The following is a 16436-nucleotide window of genomic DNA, read 5'->3' on the forward strand; positions in this document are numbered from 1 at the left end:
GATCTTGAAAGTGGGGTTACATAGCAGATTTAATAATGTGGTGGGCGTTCATCTACCACGCTTTGCCTTTGATTCGCCGTGATCGCCAATTCGCGCAGTCGTCCTGCCAGTGCGACACAGAGTTTTTCTAGCTCATCGATTTTCTTTTGTTGTTGATAGACTTGGGTATTTAAAGTATCGACCAAGTCATCTTGGCGACTCAAACGAATTTCTAAATCGATGATGCGTTCTTCTACACTCATATGGCTTCTCCGGTTACGCAAATCAGGTGGTCGATAGCGAACACCTTCATCATTTTAACTGATGCTAGATAGTTTCTAAGACTGCTTTGCAGCTGCGGCTATAATATTGGCTGTTAATTTGAGGTCAATACCTTGCAATGAAAAATCTCCCCATTCGTCAATTTATACAATTTGCCGCTGTCGGTTTGTCCGGAACAGCTGTGCAATATGCCTGCATACAAATCGCGGTGATGTTGCAATTGAGCTTATTCAATAAGTCGGCGGCAGTGACCGGTTCAGCCATTGGTTATTTGTTAGGATCGGTGGTCAATTACATCTTGAATTATTTTCTGACCTTTGCAAGTGGTAAATCCCACATGGAAGCTGCCAGTAAATATTTCACCGTGTTGGGTGTGGGCTGGTGTATTAATCTGGGCTTAATGACGCTTTTGGTTGAGCACTGGCAGTGGTGGCATTGGTACGCTCAAGTGCTGACCACGGGATTGGTCTTATGCTGGAATTTTGGCGGTAGTAAATTGTGGGCGTTTAAGTAAAACATTTTTTGGGCGGTTGACTCCGACTCGCAGCTTTTCAAGTATCAGGTAGAATCCAAAATCACAGCTCGCTCACCACTAGGGTGAAATGTAAACTGGAGAGAGCTTATTCAATTAAGGGGGCGTGGTGTTTAAGAATTTGCTTAGTAAAGTGTTCGGTACATCACAAGGCGTTGCCACATCAAGCACCGCCAAAGTTGCCTCTAACGATGGCTTAGTGCAGCCCGGCAATCTGACGCAAAGTCAGGATCCTTTATTCGGCGTCAAAAAAGGCGGTAAAGAAGTTGCTTCCAAATTATTTGCAGCGATGTCGACCGATAATGGCATACATCTGGAATCGCTACTTAGCGCCTTAGGGGCATTGGCGGGTTATGCCTGTCAAATGAGTGTGCGTGAAGTATTTATCGTGCAGCAGGGACGACCCGAGAAAGAAGTCTTCATCGTGGTGAATAGTAAGCAAAATGGCGTGACTTATTATTTTGGCGACTTACTGAATAAGCCTTTGGCCGAAAGCCGTTATTCGGTCTGGTCGCTCGCATCGGGAGCCGCCCAAAAATTGGGGCTGCAGCAGTTGATCGATTTGCACGATATTTTTAAACATGTGACTGATACTTTAGGGAGTGCAGAATTTGGCCTGCCACGTACAGCGGCAAGCCATAGTGCAAAAGAAACGCCACTAAATTATGTGAGTTTTTTGTGGCCAAAGTTATTCCCCCTGGCCCAAAGTTTTTGTAAAAGTCCCAGTGATTGGCCGGTAGTATTTGGCGTCGCGATTCAAGAAATACTGTTTGCCAGCAAGGGCTTAATTGAACCTCAGTTGGCGCTGAGTATTGTGATGGAAAGCGCGATACCTATGTCTAAGATTTATATACCGGATGCGCTTTATGATGGCGCGGTTTAGATCTAAAAATAAGGGCTGACTAGTCTATCTATGGAAATTTGTAAGTTCGATGTAATTTTGGATTTATATCATTATTTGAAGCGGGATCGTTTCGTGTTTTTTCGGTGAATCGCACGGATACTTGTATTTGCCAAATCCTATTCAGTGTTAAGATAATTCCATATTTCTGTATTGCAATTACTTTCTGCGGAACCAATCTAGTGAGATGAAGGTTTATTTATGTCCATACCGTACGTGAATACCATGAAATACCTAGTTGTAGCCTGCGCATTTTGTTTGTCCTGTAGCGCTCTGGCGGATGTCCGTAGCGACATGGCGCGACTGGAAGCAATTCAAATTTTATCGGAAAAAGATAATCAGGCTGCCTTAAAGCAGTTGAAAGAGTTCTACGCACAATTCAATCCACAAACTGATTACTACGTAAAAGTCGATACCTTACGCGAGCTGTCGTCGGCTTACTATGATGCGGGGGATTTGGCGGCCGGTGATCAAATTCAGGCAGAAATCCTCAAACTGGCGAATGCCAATAACGATAAAGAAGTGATCGCATTAATGCAATTGTCGGCAGTCTATAAGCTGCGAGATGAAGGTAAGTTCGATCAGGCCATCGCTAAATTGGATGATATTGCTAGCGTCTTGAAAGGCTCTGTTCGTCCTGACAATTTGATGCGTCTAGAGTTGTCTTATGGCGCTGTATATCATGCTGCCAGTAAATTTGAATTGGCTTTGCGTCACTATCTGGCAGCATTGCAGATTACCGAAAGCCTGACGCAAAAAAAGTTAATTTCTAAAATACGTCGCTTACAGACTTTAGCTGGCCTGTACTTGACCATGCAAAACCCAGAGCAAACACTGATAGTGACTAATGAAGCCCTGGTACTTGCAGCACAGGTCGATTCGCCAAGACTAATCGCTAGTTTGAGACTGAATCAAGCGATGGCACTAGGTGATTTGAAACGTTATCCAGAGTCTTTGGTTGCTTATGAGCGTTCTTTAAAAGCGGCACAAGAAGCGAATCTGCCTAAGTTGGAAGCGCTGATTTTGAGCAATATCGCAGATTCGCACTTGCGTACTCATAGTTTTCCTAAAGCAGAAATAGTAGCCCGCCAGGCATTGGTCAAAGCGCAGGCCATTAATGATGAATTGTCGATTAATAATGCCAAAGCAAACATAGGCTTTGCTTTGGGCGGTCAAGGCAAGGTCGCTCAGGCGATGGAGTACTTGAATCCTGTTTTGCAACACTCTAGGGAATTAGGTGATAAGGCAGACATTGAAGCTACCGTCGGCGAAATTAGCCGTATGTATGAAAATGCCAAAATGTATAAAGAAGCGTTGGAATACACTCGAGAGCAGCAAAAGATCAGCAACGAATTATTCCGTGCTGATCGCGCCAAGACGGTGGCGACCTTGCAAGAACAGTTCGATGCGGATCAGAGAAAGAAGCAAATTGAATTACTAGCGCGTGAAAATGAAATCAAAGACGCGGACATTAAGAACAGTCGCTTGCAGCAAATCATTACTTTGCTCGGCGCCATGGTTACGATTATGGTTGGTGTGTTTATCTTTATGTTGTATCGCAAAGTGAAACAAACTAATGCCAAATTGGAAGAAGTGAATCAGCAGTTGGAATTCCATTCCGTGCGGGATCCTTTAACGGGACTCTATAACCGCCGTTCCTTCCTGGAGTTGATGCATCAGCGTGATACCAGAGTGCCGGAAGAGCGTCGTGAAGATGACGACGATAATCCTGATTGTTTAATGATTATGGATATCGATCATTTTAAACATATCAATGATACCTGGGGCCATTCAACCGGAGATGCGGTTTTGATCGAAGTGGCAAAGCGTTTGCGCAGTGCGGTGCGTGATTCAGACATGACGCTACGTTGGGGCGGTGAGGAGTTTTTGATATTCGCACCCAAGACTAAGCCTAGTCAATTAACGCCTATGGTTGAACGTGTACTGCGCTCTATAGGCTCAGTTCCGGTGATGGTGGGTGATAATAAAATTCCTGTTACGGTTAGTGCCGGTTATATTTCCTTGCCGTTCTCGGGTGTGCCAGAGGAAGCCTGTAACTGGGAAAAGGCGATGCAGTTGGCCGATATGGCCTTGTATCTCGGGAAAATGAATGGGCGTAATCGTGCTTATGGTTTATTGAGCTTGCTCGTTCCTTATCAGCAAGCATTGCCTGAATTGGAAAAGGATTTTTCTGCGGCGATTAAACAAGGCATGATAGAAATTGCGGTGGTGAATGGCCCCGCTCAGGAAGTTAGCGTAGCTTAAATTTTTTGTGGCGCCTCTACTTATTCGAGCGGCCAAGATCTAAGCAAAGAAAAGATTTTTTAGGGAAATTCAGAAAAATCACTTAGTCCCCCTAGACAAACTTCAGAATCTTACCTATAATCTTGTTTCTGTATTCGTTGGTGACAAAACGAACGGTTATTTGAACTAAGCAAGTAGTATATGGGTGCTTAGCTCAGTTGGTAGAGCGGCGCCCTTACAAGGCGTAGGTCGGGAGTTCGAGCCTCTCAGCACCCACCATCAAATAACTGCTTGATGCAGACACGTTTTAAAAACGGAGTGGTAGTTCAGTTGGTTAGAATACCGGCCTGTCACGCCGGGGGTCGCGGGTTCGAGCCCCGTCCGCTCCGCCAAGTTGTAATAAAAAACGCGCTAAGGCGCGTTTTTTTTCGTCCGTGCAAAATAGACGGCGCAAAAAAAATGCCAGCATTTGCTGGCATTTTCTATTTGGCACTTGAATTTGCTTTATGCAGCTAAAGGATCTGCCAACTGACCACCCAGAGAATAAACGATGTCATCTATCATTTTCGCCAATTCCGAGGTCATCAGCAAAAAGTCCGCATCAAAGCGTTCATTCTCATCCGCAGTACGTTGATCTTTGTCCTCATTCAAAATATCCAAAGGCTTGATACGTTTGATAGCCAGATTTTCTGACAATACGAAGGAAATTTTGTCATCCCAGGTCATCGCCAGTTTCGTGCATTGCTTACCTGCTGCAATATGACGTTGCACATCATCCGGATCAATCGAATGACGCACATAGCGTACCGTTGCCTTGTCTTCAGTGTGCGCGCGCAGCTCAGTGTCCTGATCAATGGTGAAACCCTTAGGCGCTTCGTTGCCAGCTAACCAATCGGTCATCGCGGTCTGTGGAGAAAGCTTGGTGCGCAAACTTTCCATAGGAATTTTGTCGCACTTCAAGAGTAATTTGATGACTTCATCCGCTTTGCTTGGGCTAGAACTATCGACAACGAGCCAGCCGTTCACTGGATCTATCCACACCCAAGTTTGACGGGTAATGGCAAACGCACGTGGTAATAATTCATCCGTGACACGCTCTTTTAAATCTTTCATGGCTTTACGGCCAGGAGCAAAACCTTGTTGCTCTTCCAATTCTTTGGCGCGTGCTTTGGTCACTTGACTCACTACCGAAGAGGGCAATAGCTTCTTTTCGGTTTGTAATAGCAGTAGCAATTGTTGATTCACGCTATGAATCAAGCGGTCGTTGCCTCGAGGAGAAGCCCAGCCTTCGCTTTGCATATCGCCCGAACCTGTATTAGAAAAAGATTGAGATCCCAATTGTGTATTCAATTGTTCAACATCGACTTTCCAAGGCGCAGGAAGACGGAAAACTTGTAAATTTTTAAACCACATGTGCAATCCAGATAGAGGAAAAGCGGCTCATTCTACACGTTCAGTGCTGCTCTCTGTATCCAAAATGTCAGGATTTACGAAACTTTAAAATAAATTTTGTGACCTGTAGTCGAAATGCTATTCGCCTTGCTAATCTTATGATTAAACCAAGGCTTAAGTCATATAATTGAGTAAGTACAAATTATTTTTGGATATGTAAATGAAACTACTTGGAATGTTCGCAATACTGTTTGGTATTGTTTGTTCGGATATAGCATTGGCTCAGAACGCAGGAATAAATAAGGATAAAAAGGCGCTAAGCAAACCGACTAAAGAACCTAACATCCAAAAAATCAATACCAGCGGATTTTCCTATGCCCTGGAGGCGGTACCTACGTGGGTTCAAGCAGTGGTTCCCAATGGAAAAGCCGAGGCTTTGGTAAATGCGCCTATTCAGATCTTATTAAGCGACGAACAAATTAAAGTCGAGAAGAATCGTGCTCTTTATTTCAATCATGTAGTAAAGCAAATCAACGCTAGCGCAGGATTGGGTTTGGCATCTCAAATCCAAATTGAATTTGACCCTTCATATCAAGAACTGATATTGCATAAGTTCGAGTTGATTAGAGGTTCGACCAGAATCGATAAATTCGACGTGAAGCGCGTCCAACTGCTGCAGAGGGAAAAGCAACTAGAAGCGCGGATGTATGATGGACGCGTCACAGCGTCTATTGTTTTAGATGATGTCCGGATTGGTGATGTGATCGAATATTCGTACACAGTGCGTGGAAGTAATCCAGTTTTTGATTCAAAATTTGCCTATGTAGACTATGCGGGAAGCTCTATTGGACCAACCGCGATGTATCAGTTGCGCGTGATTTATCCAGAGGAGCGGCGCATATACTCTCGTTTTTCAAAGCCAATTCAAGTGCAGAACATTAAGACTGAATTGGGTAACGAGTTAATCCTTACACACAAAAATATTCCACAAAATAGTTTCGAAGAAGGGGCGGCTGTCAGCGCCTATATACCTCAACTGGTGCAATTGTCTGAATTTGCTGACTGGGCTGAGGTTGCACGTTGGGGAGAGCAATTATTTGGTATTGCTTATTTGCAAAATGATAAGCTGTCTCAACATGTTGATGCATGGATGCAATTAGCATCGAATGAAGAAAAGTTAAATGCCGCACTCAATTTTGTGCAAAAAGATGTGCGCTACTTTGGCACAGAAATTGGGGTAAACAGTCACAAACCCAATTTACCGTATAAGGTCCTTGCTCAAAGGTATGGTGATTGTAAGGATAAAACGACGCTCCTCATTGCCTTGTTGAAAGCGATGAATATAGTCGCCAAGCCAGTACTTGTGTCCACTACATTTAGGGAAGATACGGGTGAGCTTTTGCCGAGTCCATTGGCGTTCAACCACGTCATCGCTCAAGTCGAGCTTGATGATAAACGAATTTGGCTCGATGCGACACGTGATCAGCAAAGTGGGCCTGCATTAGCGCGTGAGGTGCGCGATTACGGCAAAGTCTTATTGGCAGATGCTCAGGCAAACGAATTACAGCTAACACCTTCCTCCATTAAGGAACTGCACAGTGTAGTGGAAGACAAATTTTCCTTAAAGACGATGAAAAATGACGCAGTACTAATTTCCACCACGACTTATTATGGCGCTGTAGCTGAAGGTATGAGAGATTATTTAGCGCATACACCGATCTCAGAAGTACAGGCGAACTACGCTAAGCCCTATTTACGACCATATCCAAAATTACGCTTCAATGACGAATTGAAAATTCTTGAACTGAAAGATCAGAATGCAGTGCAATTGGTTCAGGCTTTTACGTTGCGCGAATTTTGGGCGTTTCAAAAATATGACATCTTGAAGGCTGAATTAGCATTTTGGAGCTTGGAGGAACAATTGAATCCGCCTAAAGACGTCAATCGAAAAACCGCATACAAAATTCCTTCTGCAGGTGTTTATCAGCATAAAATTATTTCTGAATTTTCCGAAGACTTAATGGATGCTTATAAGGAGGAAAAATTTGTGGATGGACAAGCAAATTTTACCTTGAATGGTAGTTATGTCGCTACGCCCAATCTGGCAACGTGGTCCAGCGAACTGCGTTATTTGACTAACACTGTAAGTCCCGCGCAGTGGCGCTCCTATAGCGATAAAATCAAGCAGGTACGACCTCGTTTCTTTGGGAATTTGCAGGCGCATGCCTTAACAAAAGAGAGTTTGCAAGATTTGGAGAAGGAAATAAAGTCGATCAAATCGAGTAGCCGTATGGTGACTATTCCACTACATGAGTCTTCAAAGGTTCTTGTTTTGTATATTAATGCGATGATTGCTTCAGGACGCTTAAGCCCAGAACTTAAAAAACAAGCGCTGACCGCGCGTGCTGAGGCGACTTTAAATTTAGGCTTATATGACTACAGTGTAAAGGATATTAATGAAGCACTTGGTCTTAGTGCTGAACCCGATTTAACCGTGTTGAAGATGGCTAGTTTGATAGCGATCGCAAAGGAAAGAGATGATGCTGCGAGTGATTTTATTAAGCAAATTGTTGAAGTCGCGCCGCATGATAAAGACATTGGTGAGTTGAAAGTGATTTTGGCTTATCTTCGCAAGGATTTCCTCGATGTAGTGTCGATGAGCGGTGAACAACTTGGGAGTCGCGAGACACAATATGCCTATTTGGGTTTGCTTCGCTACCTTGCAAATCGAGATTCTGGTGTTAATGATGAGTCACTCATCAAGCAACAAATTGATGATAAGTATTCCGATGAAATTGTCGCCGCATTGCTGCAATACTATTTAGGAAAAACATCAATGTCCCAATTGCAAGCACAGTTTGACTCACAGAACATTAACCTGGGTAGCTTATGTCAAATCTATTTTTTCGCTGGCGAGAAGATGCGATTAGATGGCGACTTGAAAAAAGCAAGGGAATATTGGAAGAATGCGACTGCATCGGGAATGGCGCATCGAATTGACTATATGATGGCAGCGCGTAGGTTAAAAGAATATCCGGAAAAATAAAGACATCTTCGATTTTAGAAATAATAAGATCAAGCAGAGATAAGGGCGTACTTATCTCTTTTTTGTTTTTACCAAAGTGGATTAAGAAAGTCGATTTGCGGTCAAAGTGCACTTTCATTTGATTGCATTAAAAGAAATTAACTCCATTTCATCCAAGAACAAATTATAAAATTGCTGGAAAAAATGGATGCGCCATACTCAATCTGAGGATAACCCAAGTCCTGCGGGTATAATGCTTGGATCATTTCTCCAAAATATTTGTATGTATCGTGATTTTCACGCACAGCAAAAACACCTATTCAAACATCATGTTAGCTCAGCAAAAATTAGACATACTCGAAGCAATAAAAGGCGCCGTCGCGCCAGTTCTTGCTGGTACTGAACTTAAACCTACGATTGCGCTGGAGCGCCCGCGTGATCCATCACACGGTGATATCGCTTGTAATATTGCGATGCAAATTGCTAAGCCTTTGAAAAAAAATCCACGTGAACTAGCGCAACAGATTGTCGATGCCTTGTTGGCACAAAATAATCCTTTGATCGCTAGCGCAGAGTTGGCCGGTCCTGGTTTTATTAATTTGCGTGTGACGGCGTCCGCCAAACAAGCCGTGGTCAAAACCATTTTGCAGCAACAAGATCAGTTCGGTAGAGGTACTAAAGGTTCTGGCAAGAAAGTGATCGTCGAATTTGTGTCTGCCAATCCAACCGGGCCCCTGCATGTTGGTCACGGTCGTCAAGGCGCACTCGGCGATGCATTGTCGGCGCTGTTAGAAGCACAAAGTTATCAAGTGACACGTGAGTTTTATTATAACGATGCCGGTGTGCAGATTGGTAATTTGGCGATGTCGGTGCAAGCGCGTGCCAAAGGTTTCAAGCCAGGTGATGCCGGCTGGCCAGAGTCGGCTTATAACGGTGAATATATAGCCGAAATTGCGCAAGATTTCTTAGCGAAAAAAACAGTGTCTGCCAGCAATGGCGAGCCTGTTACCGGTAGCGGTGATGTTGATGATCTTGATTCTATCCGTCAATTTGGCGTGACCTATTTGCGTAATGAGCAAGATATTGATCTGCTGGCATTTGGTGTAAAATTTGATAACTATTATCTCGAATCTTCGCTTTACACCGACGGCAAAGTTGAAGCGGCAGTCGCGGCTTTGATCGCGGCAGGTAAAACTTATGAGCAAGACGGTGCCTTATGGTTGCGCACGACTGAATATGGCGATGACAAAGATCGCGTCATGAAGAAGTCGGATGGCACCTATACCTATTTCGTCCCAGATGTGGCTTACCATGTCGTGAAATGGCAGCGTGGCTATAGCCAGGCGATTAATGTGCAAGGCAGCGATCATCACGGTACGATTGCTCGTGTGCGCGCCGGTCTGCAAGCCGTCAATCAGAGCATACCGCAAGGCTACCCAGATTATGTCTTGCACAAAATGGTCACCGTGATGAAAGACGGCGAGGAAGTAAAAATTTCCAAGCGCGCGGGTTCCTATGTGACGGTGCGTGACTTGATCGAATGGTCAGGCGGCGGTGATGTGCAAAAAGGGCGTGATGCCGTGCGCTTCTTCCTGATTTCACGTAAAGCGGATACCGAATTTGTATTTGACGTTGACGTTGCTTTGGCCAAGTCCGATGAAAATCCTGTGTACTATGTGCATTATGCGCATGCACGGATCTGCCGTATGTTGGCGCAGTATAGTGAGTCCGACAGCGATTTAGCTGCTTTAAAAGACGTGGATTTATCGCCTTTGATGGCAGCGCGTGAAGCCTCATTATTGCAAAAGCTGGCTGAGTACCCTGAAATGCTGGAAAGAGCCTTGGAAGAGCTCGGCCCGCATCAGGTGGCGTTTTATCTACGTGATTTGGCCGGTGAATTGCATAGCTATTACAATGCGGAGCGTGTGCTGGTCGATGATGAGCCAACCAAACTGGCACGCTTAGCGTTAATCTTGGCAACCCGTCAGGTTTTGCGTAATGGCTTGAGTTTGATCGGAGTTTCCGCGCCGAATCAAATGTAAGCAGGTGATATAGGCAGCGTAGAAATCCTTACAAACAAAGAAAAAATAGCCTCGGATAGGAGAGACATGAGTTCGCAAAAAGTTTTTGGACGACGCCAATTAGGCAATACTTTGACTGGCATCATTATTGGTTTGGTAATCGGATTAAGTATCGCGGTAGTGGTGGCTTTAGTGATTACCAAAACGTCCACGCCATTTACTAATAAAAATGGTAAAAACGATAAGGTAGATCTGCCGGTAGCGCAGATGCAAGATCCGAACAAACCTATGTATGCGAGTAAAGATGCCGTGAATCAGGCCGCCAAAGAGGTTGCAGATAGCAAAGCTGCCGAGGCTTTAAAACCTGCTGTGGTGGCCGCTACGCCTGCATCAGTGCCAGCAGTGACTGCTTCTGCGCCAGTAGCTCAGGCGCTTGCTGCATCTAAGCCGGATGTTGTCGATGATAAATACATTTATTTCTTACAGGTTGGCGCATTTAAAGAAGTCGCAGAAGCAGAAAGCGCTCGTGCCAAGTTAGCGCTGGTTGGCGTTGAGGCTAGTGTCAGTGAAAAGAATAATGAAGGTGCAGTATTGCATAGAGTGCGCGTTGGCCCATTTGATCATGTTGATGCAATGAACAAAATGCGTACTAAGTTGTCAGAGAGTGGCGTGGATACCGTCATTGTTCGCAGTGCCAAGTAAATATCGATTCTGCAGTCTATTTTAAGAGGAAATTATGCGTCTATTTCGTCAGTTGTTATTGATCAGCTTAAGTTTTATCGCCATCGCAGCCAGTGCACAAAATGTACCTCGTTTGGGACAAGAATACACGGTACTGGATCGTCCGCAACCAGTTGAAGCGGGCAAAAAAGTCGAGGTCACGGAATTTTTTGGTTACTTCTGCCCCGCCTGTAATGCGTTCGAACCGTACCTGGAAGGCTGGATTAAGAAGCAAGGTGATCGTATTGTTGTAAAGCGTGTGCACGTTAATTTCCACGAACTGGTTACCCAACAAAAGCTGTATTACACCTTGGAAGCAATGGGTAAGGTAGATGACTATCAATTAAAAACCTTCAATGCTTTTCACGTAGATCGCAACCGTTTATCTACCGATGCGGAAGTGATGAAATATGTGGAAAAAGTGGGTCTAGACAAGAAAAAATTTGCCGATATCTACAGTTCATTTGCGATTCAATCGAAACTAAGCCGTGCGGCACAATTGATGAGCGACTATAAAATTAATGGCGTGCCTACCGTCGTGATCGATGGACGTTTCGTCGTTTCTCCTGCTGACTTACATGCAAAATCACGCAATCCATCGACTGATCCTGCTACCCACGCGGGCCTGAAAGTGATGGATTGGGTAGTCGAAAGAGTCTATCAAGAAAAAAATCCAGCCAAAGCTGCACCTGCCGCTACGCCGACAGCACCAGCGCCTGCCACTAAGAAGAAGTAGGTTCTTAATCTAGCAATTGATAGCAATTAATTGATAGCAATTGCCAGTAAAAAAATCCGTCGTTTTGGCGGATTTTTTTTGTATCGAAGCTTGTCGATGCCAATAACGCACATGCTAAATCGCAGATGAAATGGAAATAATATGCAAGCCGTTTTTATTACTGGTGCTTCATCAGGTTTAGGTGAGGCCTTGGCCAGAGAGTATGCGCAGCAAGGTGCGATCTTGGGTTTGGTTGGTCGCAATCTCGAACGCTTACAAGCATTGCGAGATAGTTTGCCGCAGCCTGAGCGCCATGTCTTGTATGCAGTCGATGTCAACGAACATCAAACCTTGCAAGTCGCAGCCCATGATTTCATACAGCACGCTGGCAAAGTACATGTAGTAATTGCCAGCGCAGGTATCTCGGTTGGCACACTGAGTGAATTGAGCGAGGATTTGCCTGTGTTCCGGCGCGTAATGGAAACTAATGTGTTAGCCACAGTCGCTACTTTTATGCCATTTATTGAACATATGAAGCAGCATGCACAGCAAGAGCCTTGTCGTTTGGTTGGGATTGCCAGTGTGGCTGGCATACGTGGTTTGCCTGGAGCCAGTGCTTACAGTGCATCCAAGGCGGCGGTAATCAGTTATTGTGAATCTTTGCGTGTGGAGTTACGAAGCAGTGGTATCAAGGTCGTGACAATTGCACCAGGTTACATCGATACGCCTATGACGAAAATTAATACTTACGCTATGCCATTTTTATTGCCGGCACATAAGTTTGCCAGCAGGGCTGTGTCGAGCATCACAACAGGGCTTAGCTACCGCGTTATTCCATGGCAGATGGGGGTAGTGGCAAAAATTTTGCGTGCATTGCCTAACTTCGTCTACGACATGGCGTTTTCTAATGCGCCGCGCAAAGCGCGTGAAACCAAATAGCGGATATGAGTACAAAATTTTCTGATGTTAATCCTAGGACTGGTTTAATTGATGCTTATGGTAATTCTCATCGTGCCATCCGTTCAGGTGAGACTGTGCGCATCGTTTGTCTGGTGCCCTCGATTACCGAATTATTGTGTGATCTGGGCCTGCATCAGAGTCTGGTTGGCCGTACCGGATTTTGCATACATCCTAGACACTTAGTACAAACGATTCCTAAAATCGGTGGTACCAAGGATGTGAATATAGAAAAAATCCGCAAACTGGCACCAACGCATTTGATCGTGAATATCGATGAAAATGAAAAGCCGACGGTCGAGCAATTAGCCGAATTTATTCCACATGTGGTGGTCACGCATCCGATTACGCCGCGCGATAACCTGACTTTGTTTCGTTTGTTGGGGACGATATTTAATGTCAGCCAACGTGCTGAAGCATTGTGCGATGCGTTTGAAAATCAATGGATACAATTGCAGACCGTTCAAAAACTAAATGCACAAGCGCGACAGGTGTTGTATTGCATCTGGAAAGACCCATGGATGACAGTCAGTCGCGACACCTATATCGCACATTTGTTACAGGCTCGTGGCTGGCAACAATGGCAGTCTGGTCAGTCGCAGCAACGTTATCCAATCTTTGACTGGAGTGATGCGAGCTTGCAGCAAGTCGATGGTGTTTTGTTATCTACCGAACCGTATAGCTTTACGGTACAGCATGCTGAAGCCTTACAGCGTGAAATTCAAAAGCCTGTTATTTTAGTGGATGGTGAAATGTTGTCTTGGTATGGTAGCCGGGCGATTCAGGGCTTAAGTTACCTGGCGAAATTAGAGATATAGTTTGCTCTGAAAACAAAGGAAACATAAAAAAAGACCGCATAAAATACGGTCTTTTTTTATGTTGACACAGAGATTTCTGTGTCAACCAGCTCTTAGCAAGCTGAGTGCAAATGTTTAGAAACGATAGTTCAAAGACAGATTGTACATACGGCCTAACTGACTGAAATGAGAGCCATCATATGTGACCATAGAGTAGCGTTGGTCAAATGTGATGTTGTCAGATTGGATTTGAGTTGGTGTACGACCAGAGTAATCCAATGTTTTACTATCCAAAATCGCCTGACCTTTTGCTTTGTCACCAGCGGCTTGCAATTTCCATGATGGTGTCACGTTAAACATATTGTTCACAGCGAACGCCAAAGTCATGTTTTTGCTGATTTGGTAGTTGACAGAAAAATCCGTCACAGCTTTCGTTTTGAATACAACTTCCAGATTTTGATCCAAATCGGCATTTCTGAATTTAGTTGGACCAAATACTGTGTTGTTCAAAGAGAAGTTGAAGTCGTTGATATCATAATCAAAACCGATGATAGTCTTAAACTTCGGACGTGAAGTAAACATCAAAGCTTCTTGCGTGATATCCAAAACAGATTGATTCGCTTTAGCAATGGCAGCAGGATTGTTGACCGCACCATCACGCTCATTTTGCAAAGAGTAATTGCCTGACAGATTGAACGCTAATTTGCCATCGCCTAACTTCATATTTCTGTGATTGAACACATAATCAATACCAGAAGTCTTGCTATCTAAGGCATTCGCGAAGAAGCTCAAAGAAACGATGTTGGCTGCTTTCAGGATCTTATCCAATTCAGCTGTCGCATCGCCACTTGGTTTGATTTCTTTACCCAAAATAATGCGATCTTTGAGAGAAATATTGTAGTAGTCCAAAGTCATGCTGGTATCTTTGTTGGGCTTGTAGCCGATACCCAACGTGACGCTGGTGGATTTTTCTGCTTTTAGTTTTGGTACGCCCAGTGCTGTTGCTTCTGCCGATACGTTACTTGCCAAGCCAGAAACTTGAATTGAGCCGCCAGAGAATGAATACTGTGTTTTCTGTGTGTAGATCTGATGCAAAGATGGTGCACGGAAGCCGGTTGACAAAGAGCCACGCAACGTCACTTCATCACTCACTTTGTACTTGGCGCTTAACTTACCAATCGTCGCATTGCCGAAATCGCTGTAGCGTTCGAAACGTGCAGTTGCATCGACAACCAAAGCGTCGCTGACGTCAAACATCGTTCCGCCATATACACCGTAGTTGGAACGGGTTGATGTGAAGGAGTTGGTTGGTGTGTTACCAGCATAAGAATCGGCGCCAGAATACAACCATGATGCAGGCTCGCCTGCGAGCAATGTATATTGTTCTGCACGGATTTCAGTACCGAAATAAGCACTCACACCTTTGGCAATATCTTTTGAGAAGTCAGCATTGAAAACGGTATGGTTAAATTTAGAACCACCGGCATCAAAGCGGGTTTGACCATGCGGTGGTAATGGTGTTGTCTTGTTAGCGACTGCCGCTAGATAAGCATCTTCCATACCACGGTTCACGGAGTTAGTGACCGTGTACATTTGTTCATTGCCGCCGAATGTCAAGCTGACGTCAGATGACCAGCCAGCCACATCAAATTTAACGCCGACGGTAGCATTGTAATCCTTTAACGCCCCTAAGAAACCAGGGACATAACCTTGGTATGCTGATCCACTTGGGGTCAACAGACCATAGTCAGTTGGACGCCAGTATGGCGTACGATAGTTTGCGTAGCTGTCGATTTTCTTATCGATATAGGCTGCGTTAGCATACATGGATGCACCGCCGGCAAAATCATAACGTGTGTTGATCAGGAATTTTGCGGCGCGAGTATCCGGCGAGCCATTGATATTGCCAGCGTCAGGTTTCTTCGCCAAGAAGGCATTTACTTTCGCTAAGTCAGCTGCAAAGGTACTTGGGCCGTCGCCGAAAGTCGCTGCTTCACCACGCGCGCTGACTATGCCAGAGCGTGACGCTAAGCCATTCTTAGAAAAATCGACAGTCATATTGACGAAGCCACTATCACCCAAAGCCAAGCCATGATTGATACTGATTGCTTGCATTTTGCCGTCACCTTCGTGGGTAACGCCAGTTCTGCCAGTGATCGATGTACCTGTTGGGTTGTCTTTCAAAATAATGTTAACCACGCCCGAGATCGCGTCTGAACCGTATTGTGCAGAGGCGCCGTCACGTAAGACTTCAATACGCTTAATCGCGTCTTGTGGGATCGCAGAAATGTCCGCACCACTTTCACCACGACCTGGCGAAGTTTGTGTGTACACCAAACTACTGGAGTTTTTGCGTTTACCGTTAATCAAAATCAAAGAACGGCTAGGACCCATATTACGAATTTCGTAAGGATCAAGCAAAGAAGTTGCGTCATTGACGGGTGTTTGTACGGTATTAAAAGAAGGTACGCGGAATGCTAAAGCTTTGTCGAGTGAGGCTTGCGCTGTTTTTGTTAATTCTGACGCAGCCAAAATATCTACTGGCACTGGGGTATCAATCACGGTACGTTGGGAGCCGCGTGTACCAGTTGAGGTCACCACAACCACTTGTACTTCTTGTGGTGGGGTGGCTTTTTCACTTGTTTTTGCTGGTGTCGCTTCTTGCGCGTGCACCATAGAGCCTGTGGCTAATAACAAAATCGCTACCTGGACAGCGCTCTTTACAAACACCTCTTTTTTCCCGATTTTGTTGGATTCAGTTGATTTCTTGTTCAATTTTTTTCTCCCACTTATTTAGAAATCGCTACAGACGGGGTGCGTCATGCAACGTGCGTTTACAACTGGTATGCAGGTTTCGTCATTGAAACTGGC

At 44.7% G+C, this 16436-nt stretch carries 12 protein-coding genes and 2 tRNA genes; 11 read left to right on the plus strand and 3 right to left on the minus strand.

Translation table 11 applies throughout. The annotated features are described in order from the left end of the window. Positions 1-29: 29 nt before the first annotated feature. Positions 30-242 carry a SlyX family protein gene (locus AC1RR2_RS06785; protein WP_314859803.1) on the minus strand — a complete coding sequence of 71 codons (213 nt, stop codon included), beginning with the start codon at positions 240-242 and terminating at the stop codon, positions 30-32. A 137-nt stretch (positions 243-379) separates the two neighbouring features. On the opposite strand from AC1RR2_RS06785, the gene AC1RR2_RS06790 reads away from it, so the two are divergent. The 5 genes from AC1RR2_RS06790 (at position 380) to AC1RR2_RS06810 (ending at position 4330) form a co-directional block, all read left to right on the plus strand. Beyond that, complete coding sequence (locus tag AC1RR2_RS06790; protein ID WP_493221536.1) at positions 380-775, plus strand: GtrA family protein; 396 nt, start codon at positions 380-382, stop codon at positions 773-775. A 127-nt stretch (positions 776-902) separates the two neighbouring features. Continuing rightward, positions 903-1676: a hypothetical protein gene (locus AC1RR2_RS06795; protein WP_493221537.1), complete on the plus strand. Its 774-nt coding sequence runs from the start codon at positions 903-905 to the stop codon at positions 1674-1676. Between the two features lie 219 nt (positions 1677-1895). After that, a complete protein-coding gene (locus AC1RR2_RS06800; RefSeq protein WP_493221538.1) occupies positions 1896-3959 on the plus strand; it encodes a tetratricopeptide repeat-containing diguanylate cyclase in 2064 nt (687 codons plus the stop codon). A gap of 182 nt (positions 3960-4141) precedes the next feature. Next, a tRNA-Val gene (locus AC1RR2_RS06805) sits at positions 4142-4217 on the plus strand. A gap of 36 nt (positions 4218-4253) precedes the next feature. Continuing rightward, positions 4254-4330: transfer RNA gene (locus tag AC1RR2_RS06810), tRNA-Asp, on the plus strand. Positions 4331-4442: 112 nt separating this feature from the next. Here AC1RR2_RS06810 and AC1RR2_RS06815 read toward each other — a convergent pair. Then, positions 4443-5351: a recombination-associated protein RdgC gene (locus tag AC1RR2_RS06815; protein WP_493221539.1), complete on the minus strand. Its 909-nt coding sequence runs from the start codon at positions 5349-5351 to the stop codon at positions 4443-4445. Positions 5352-5550: 199 nt separating this feature from the next. On the opposite strand from AC1RR2_RS06815, the gene AC1RR2_RS06820 reads away from it, so the two are divergent. The 6 genes from AC1RR2_RS06820 to AC1RR2_RS06845 all read left to right on the plus strand — a co-directional run bounded on the left by AC1RR2_RS06820 (position 5551) and on the right by AC1RR2_RS06845 (position 13586). Further along, positions 5551-8376 carry a DUF3857 domain-containing transglutaminase family protein gene (locus AC1RR2_RS06820; protein ID WP_493221540.1) on the plus strand — a complete coding sequence of 942 codons (2826 nt, stop codon included), beginning with the start codon at positions 5551-5553 and terminating at the stop codon, positions 8374-8376. Between the two features lie 308 nt (positions 8377-8684). Further along, the gene (argS, locus tag AC1RR2_RS06825) at positions 8685-10397 is read left to right on the plus strand and encodes an arginine--tRNA ligase (RefSeq protein ID WP_493221541.1); all 1713 of its coding nucleotides are present in this window, start codon (positions 8685-8687) and stop codon (positions 10395-10397) included. A 66-nt stretch (positions 10398-10463) separates the two neighbouring features. Beyond that, positions 10464-11078, plus strand: coding sequence for an SPOR domain-containing protein (locus AC1RR2_RS06830; RefSeq protein ID WP_493221542.1), 615 nt, complete (start codon positions 10464-10466; stop codon positions 11076-11078). Between the two features lie 34 nt (positions 11079-11112). Then, on the plus strand, positions 11113-11832 hold the full coding sequence (locus tag AC1RR2_RS06835) for a thiol:disulfide interchange protein DsbA/DsbL (protein ID WP_493221543.1): 720 nt from the start codon (positions 11113-11115) through the stop codon (positions 11830-11832). 141 nt (positions 11833-11973) lie between these two features. Continuing rightward, positions 11974-12750, plus strand: a complete 777-nt coding sequence (locus AC1RR2_RS06840; protein ID WP_493221544.1) for an SDR family oxidoreductase — start codon at positions 11974-11976, stop codon at positions 12748-12750. Between the two features lie 5 nt (positions 12751-12755). Further along, on the plus strand, positions 12756-13586 hold the full coding sequence (locus AC1RR2_RS06845) for a helical backbone metal receptor (protein WP_493221545.1): 831 nt from the start codon (positions 12756-12758) through the stop codon (positions 13584-13586). Positions 13587-13700: 114 nt separating this feature from the next. Here AC1RR2_RS06845 and AC1RR2_RS06850 read toward each other — a convergent pair whose 3' ends face one another. Continuing rightward, positions 13701-16340 carry a TonB-dependent receptor plug domain-containing protein gene (locus tag AC1RR2_RS06850; RefSeq protein ID WP_493221546.1) on the minus strand — a complete coding sequence of 880 codons (2640 nt, stop codon included), beginning with the start codon at positions 16338-16340 and terminating at the stop codon, positions 13701-13703. Between the last annotated feature and the right edge of the window lie 96 nt (positions 16341-16436).

Source organism: Undibacterium sp. GW821-FHT11H02 (assembly GCF_058808015.1).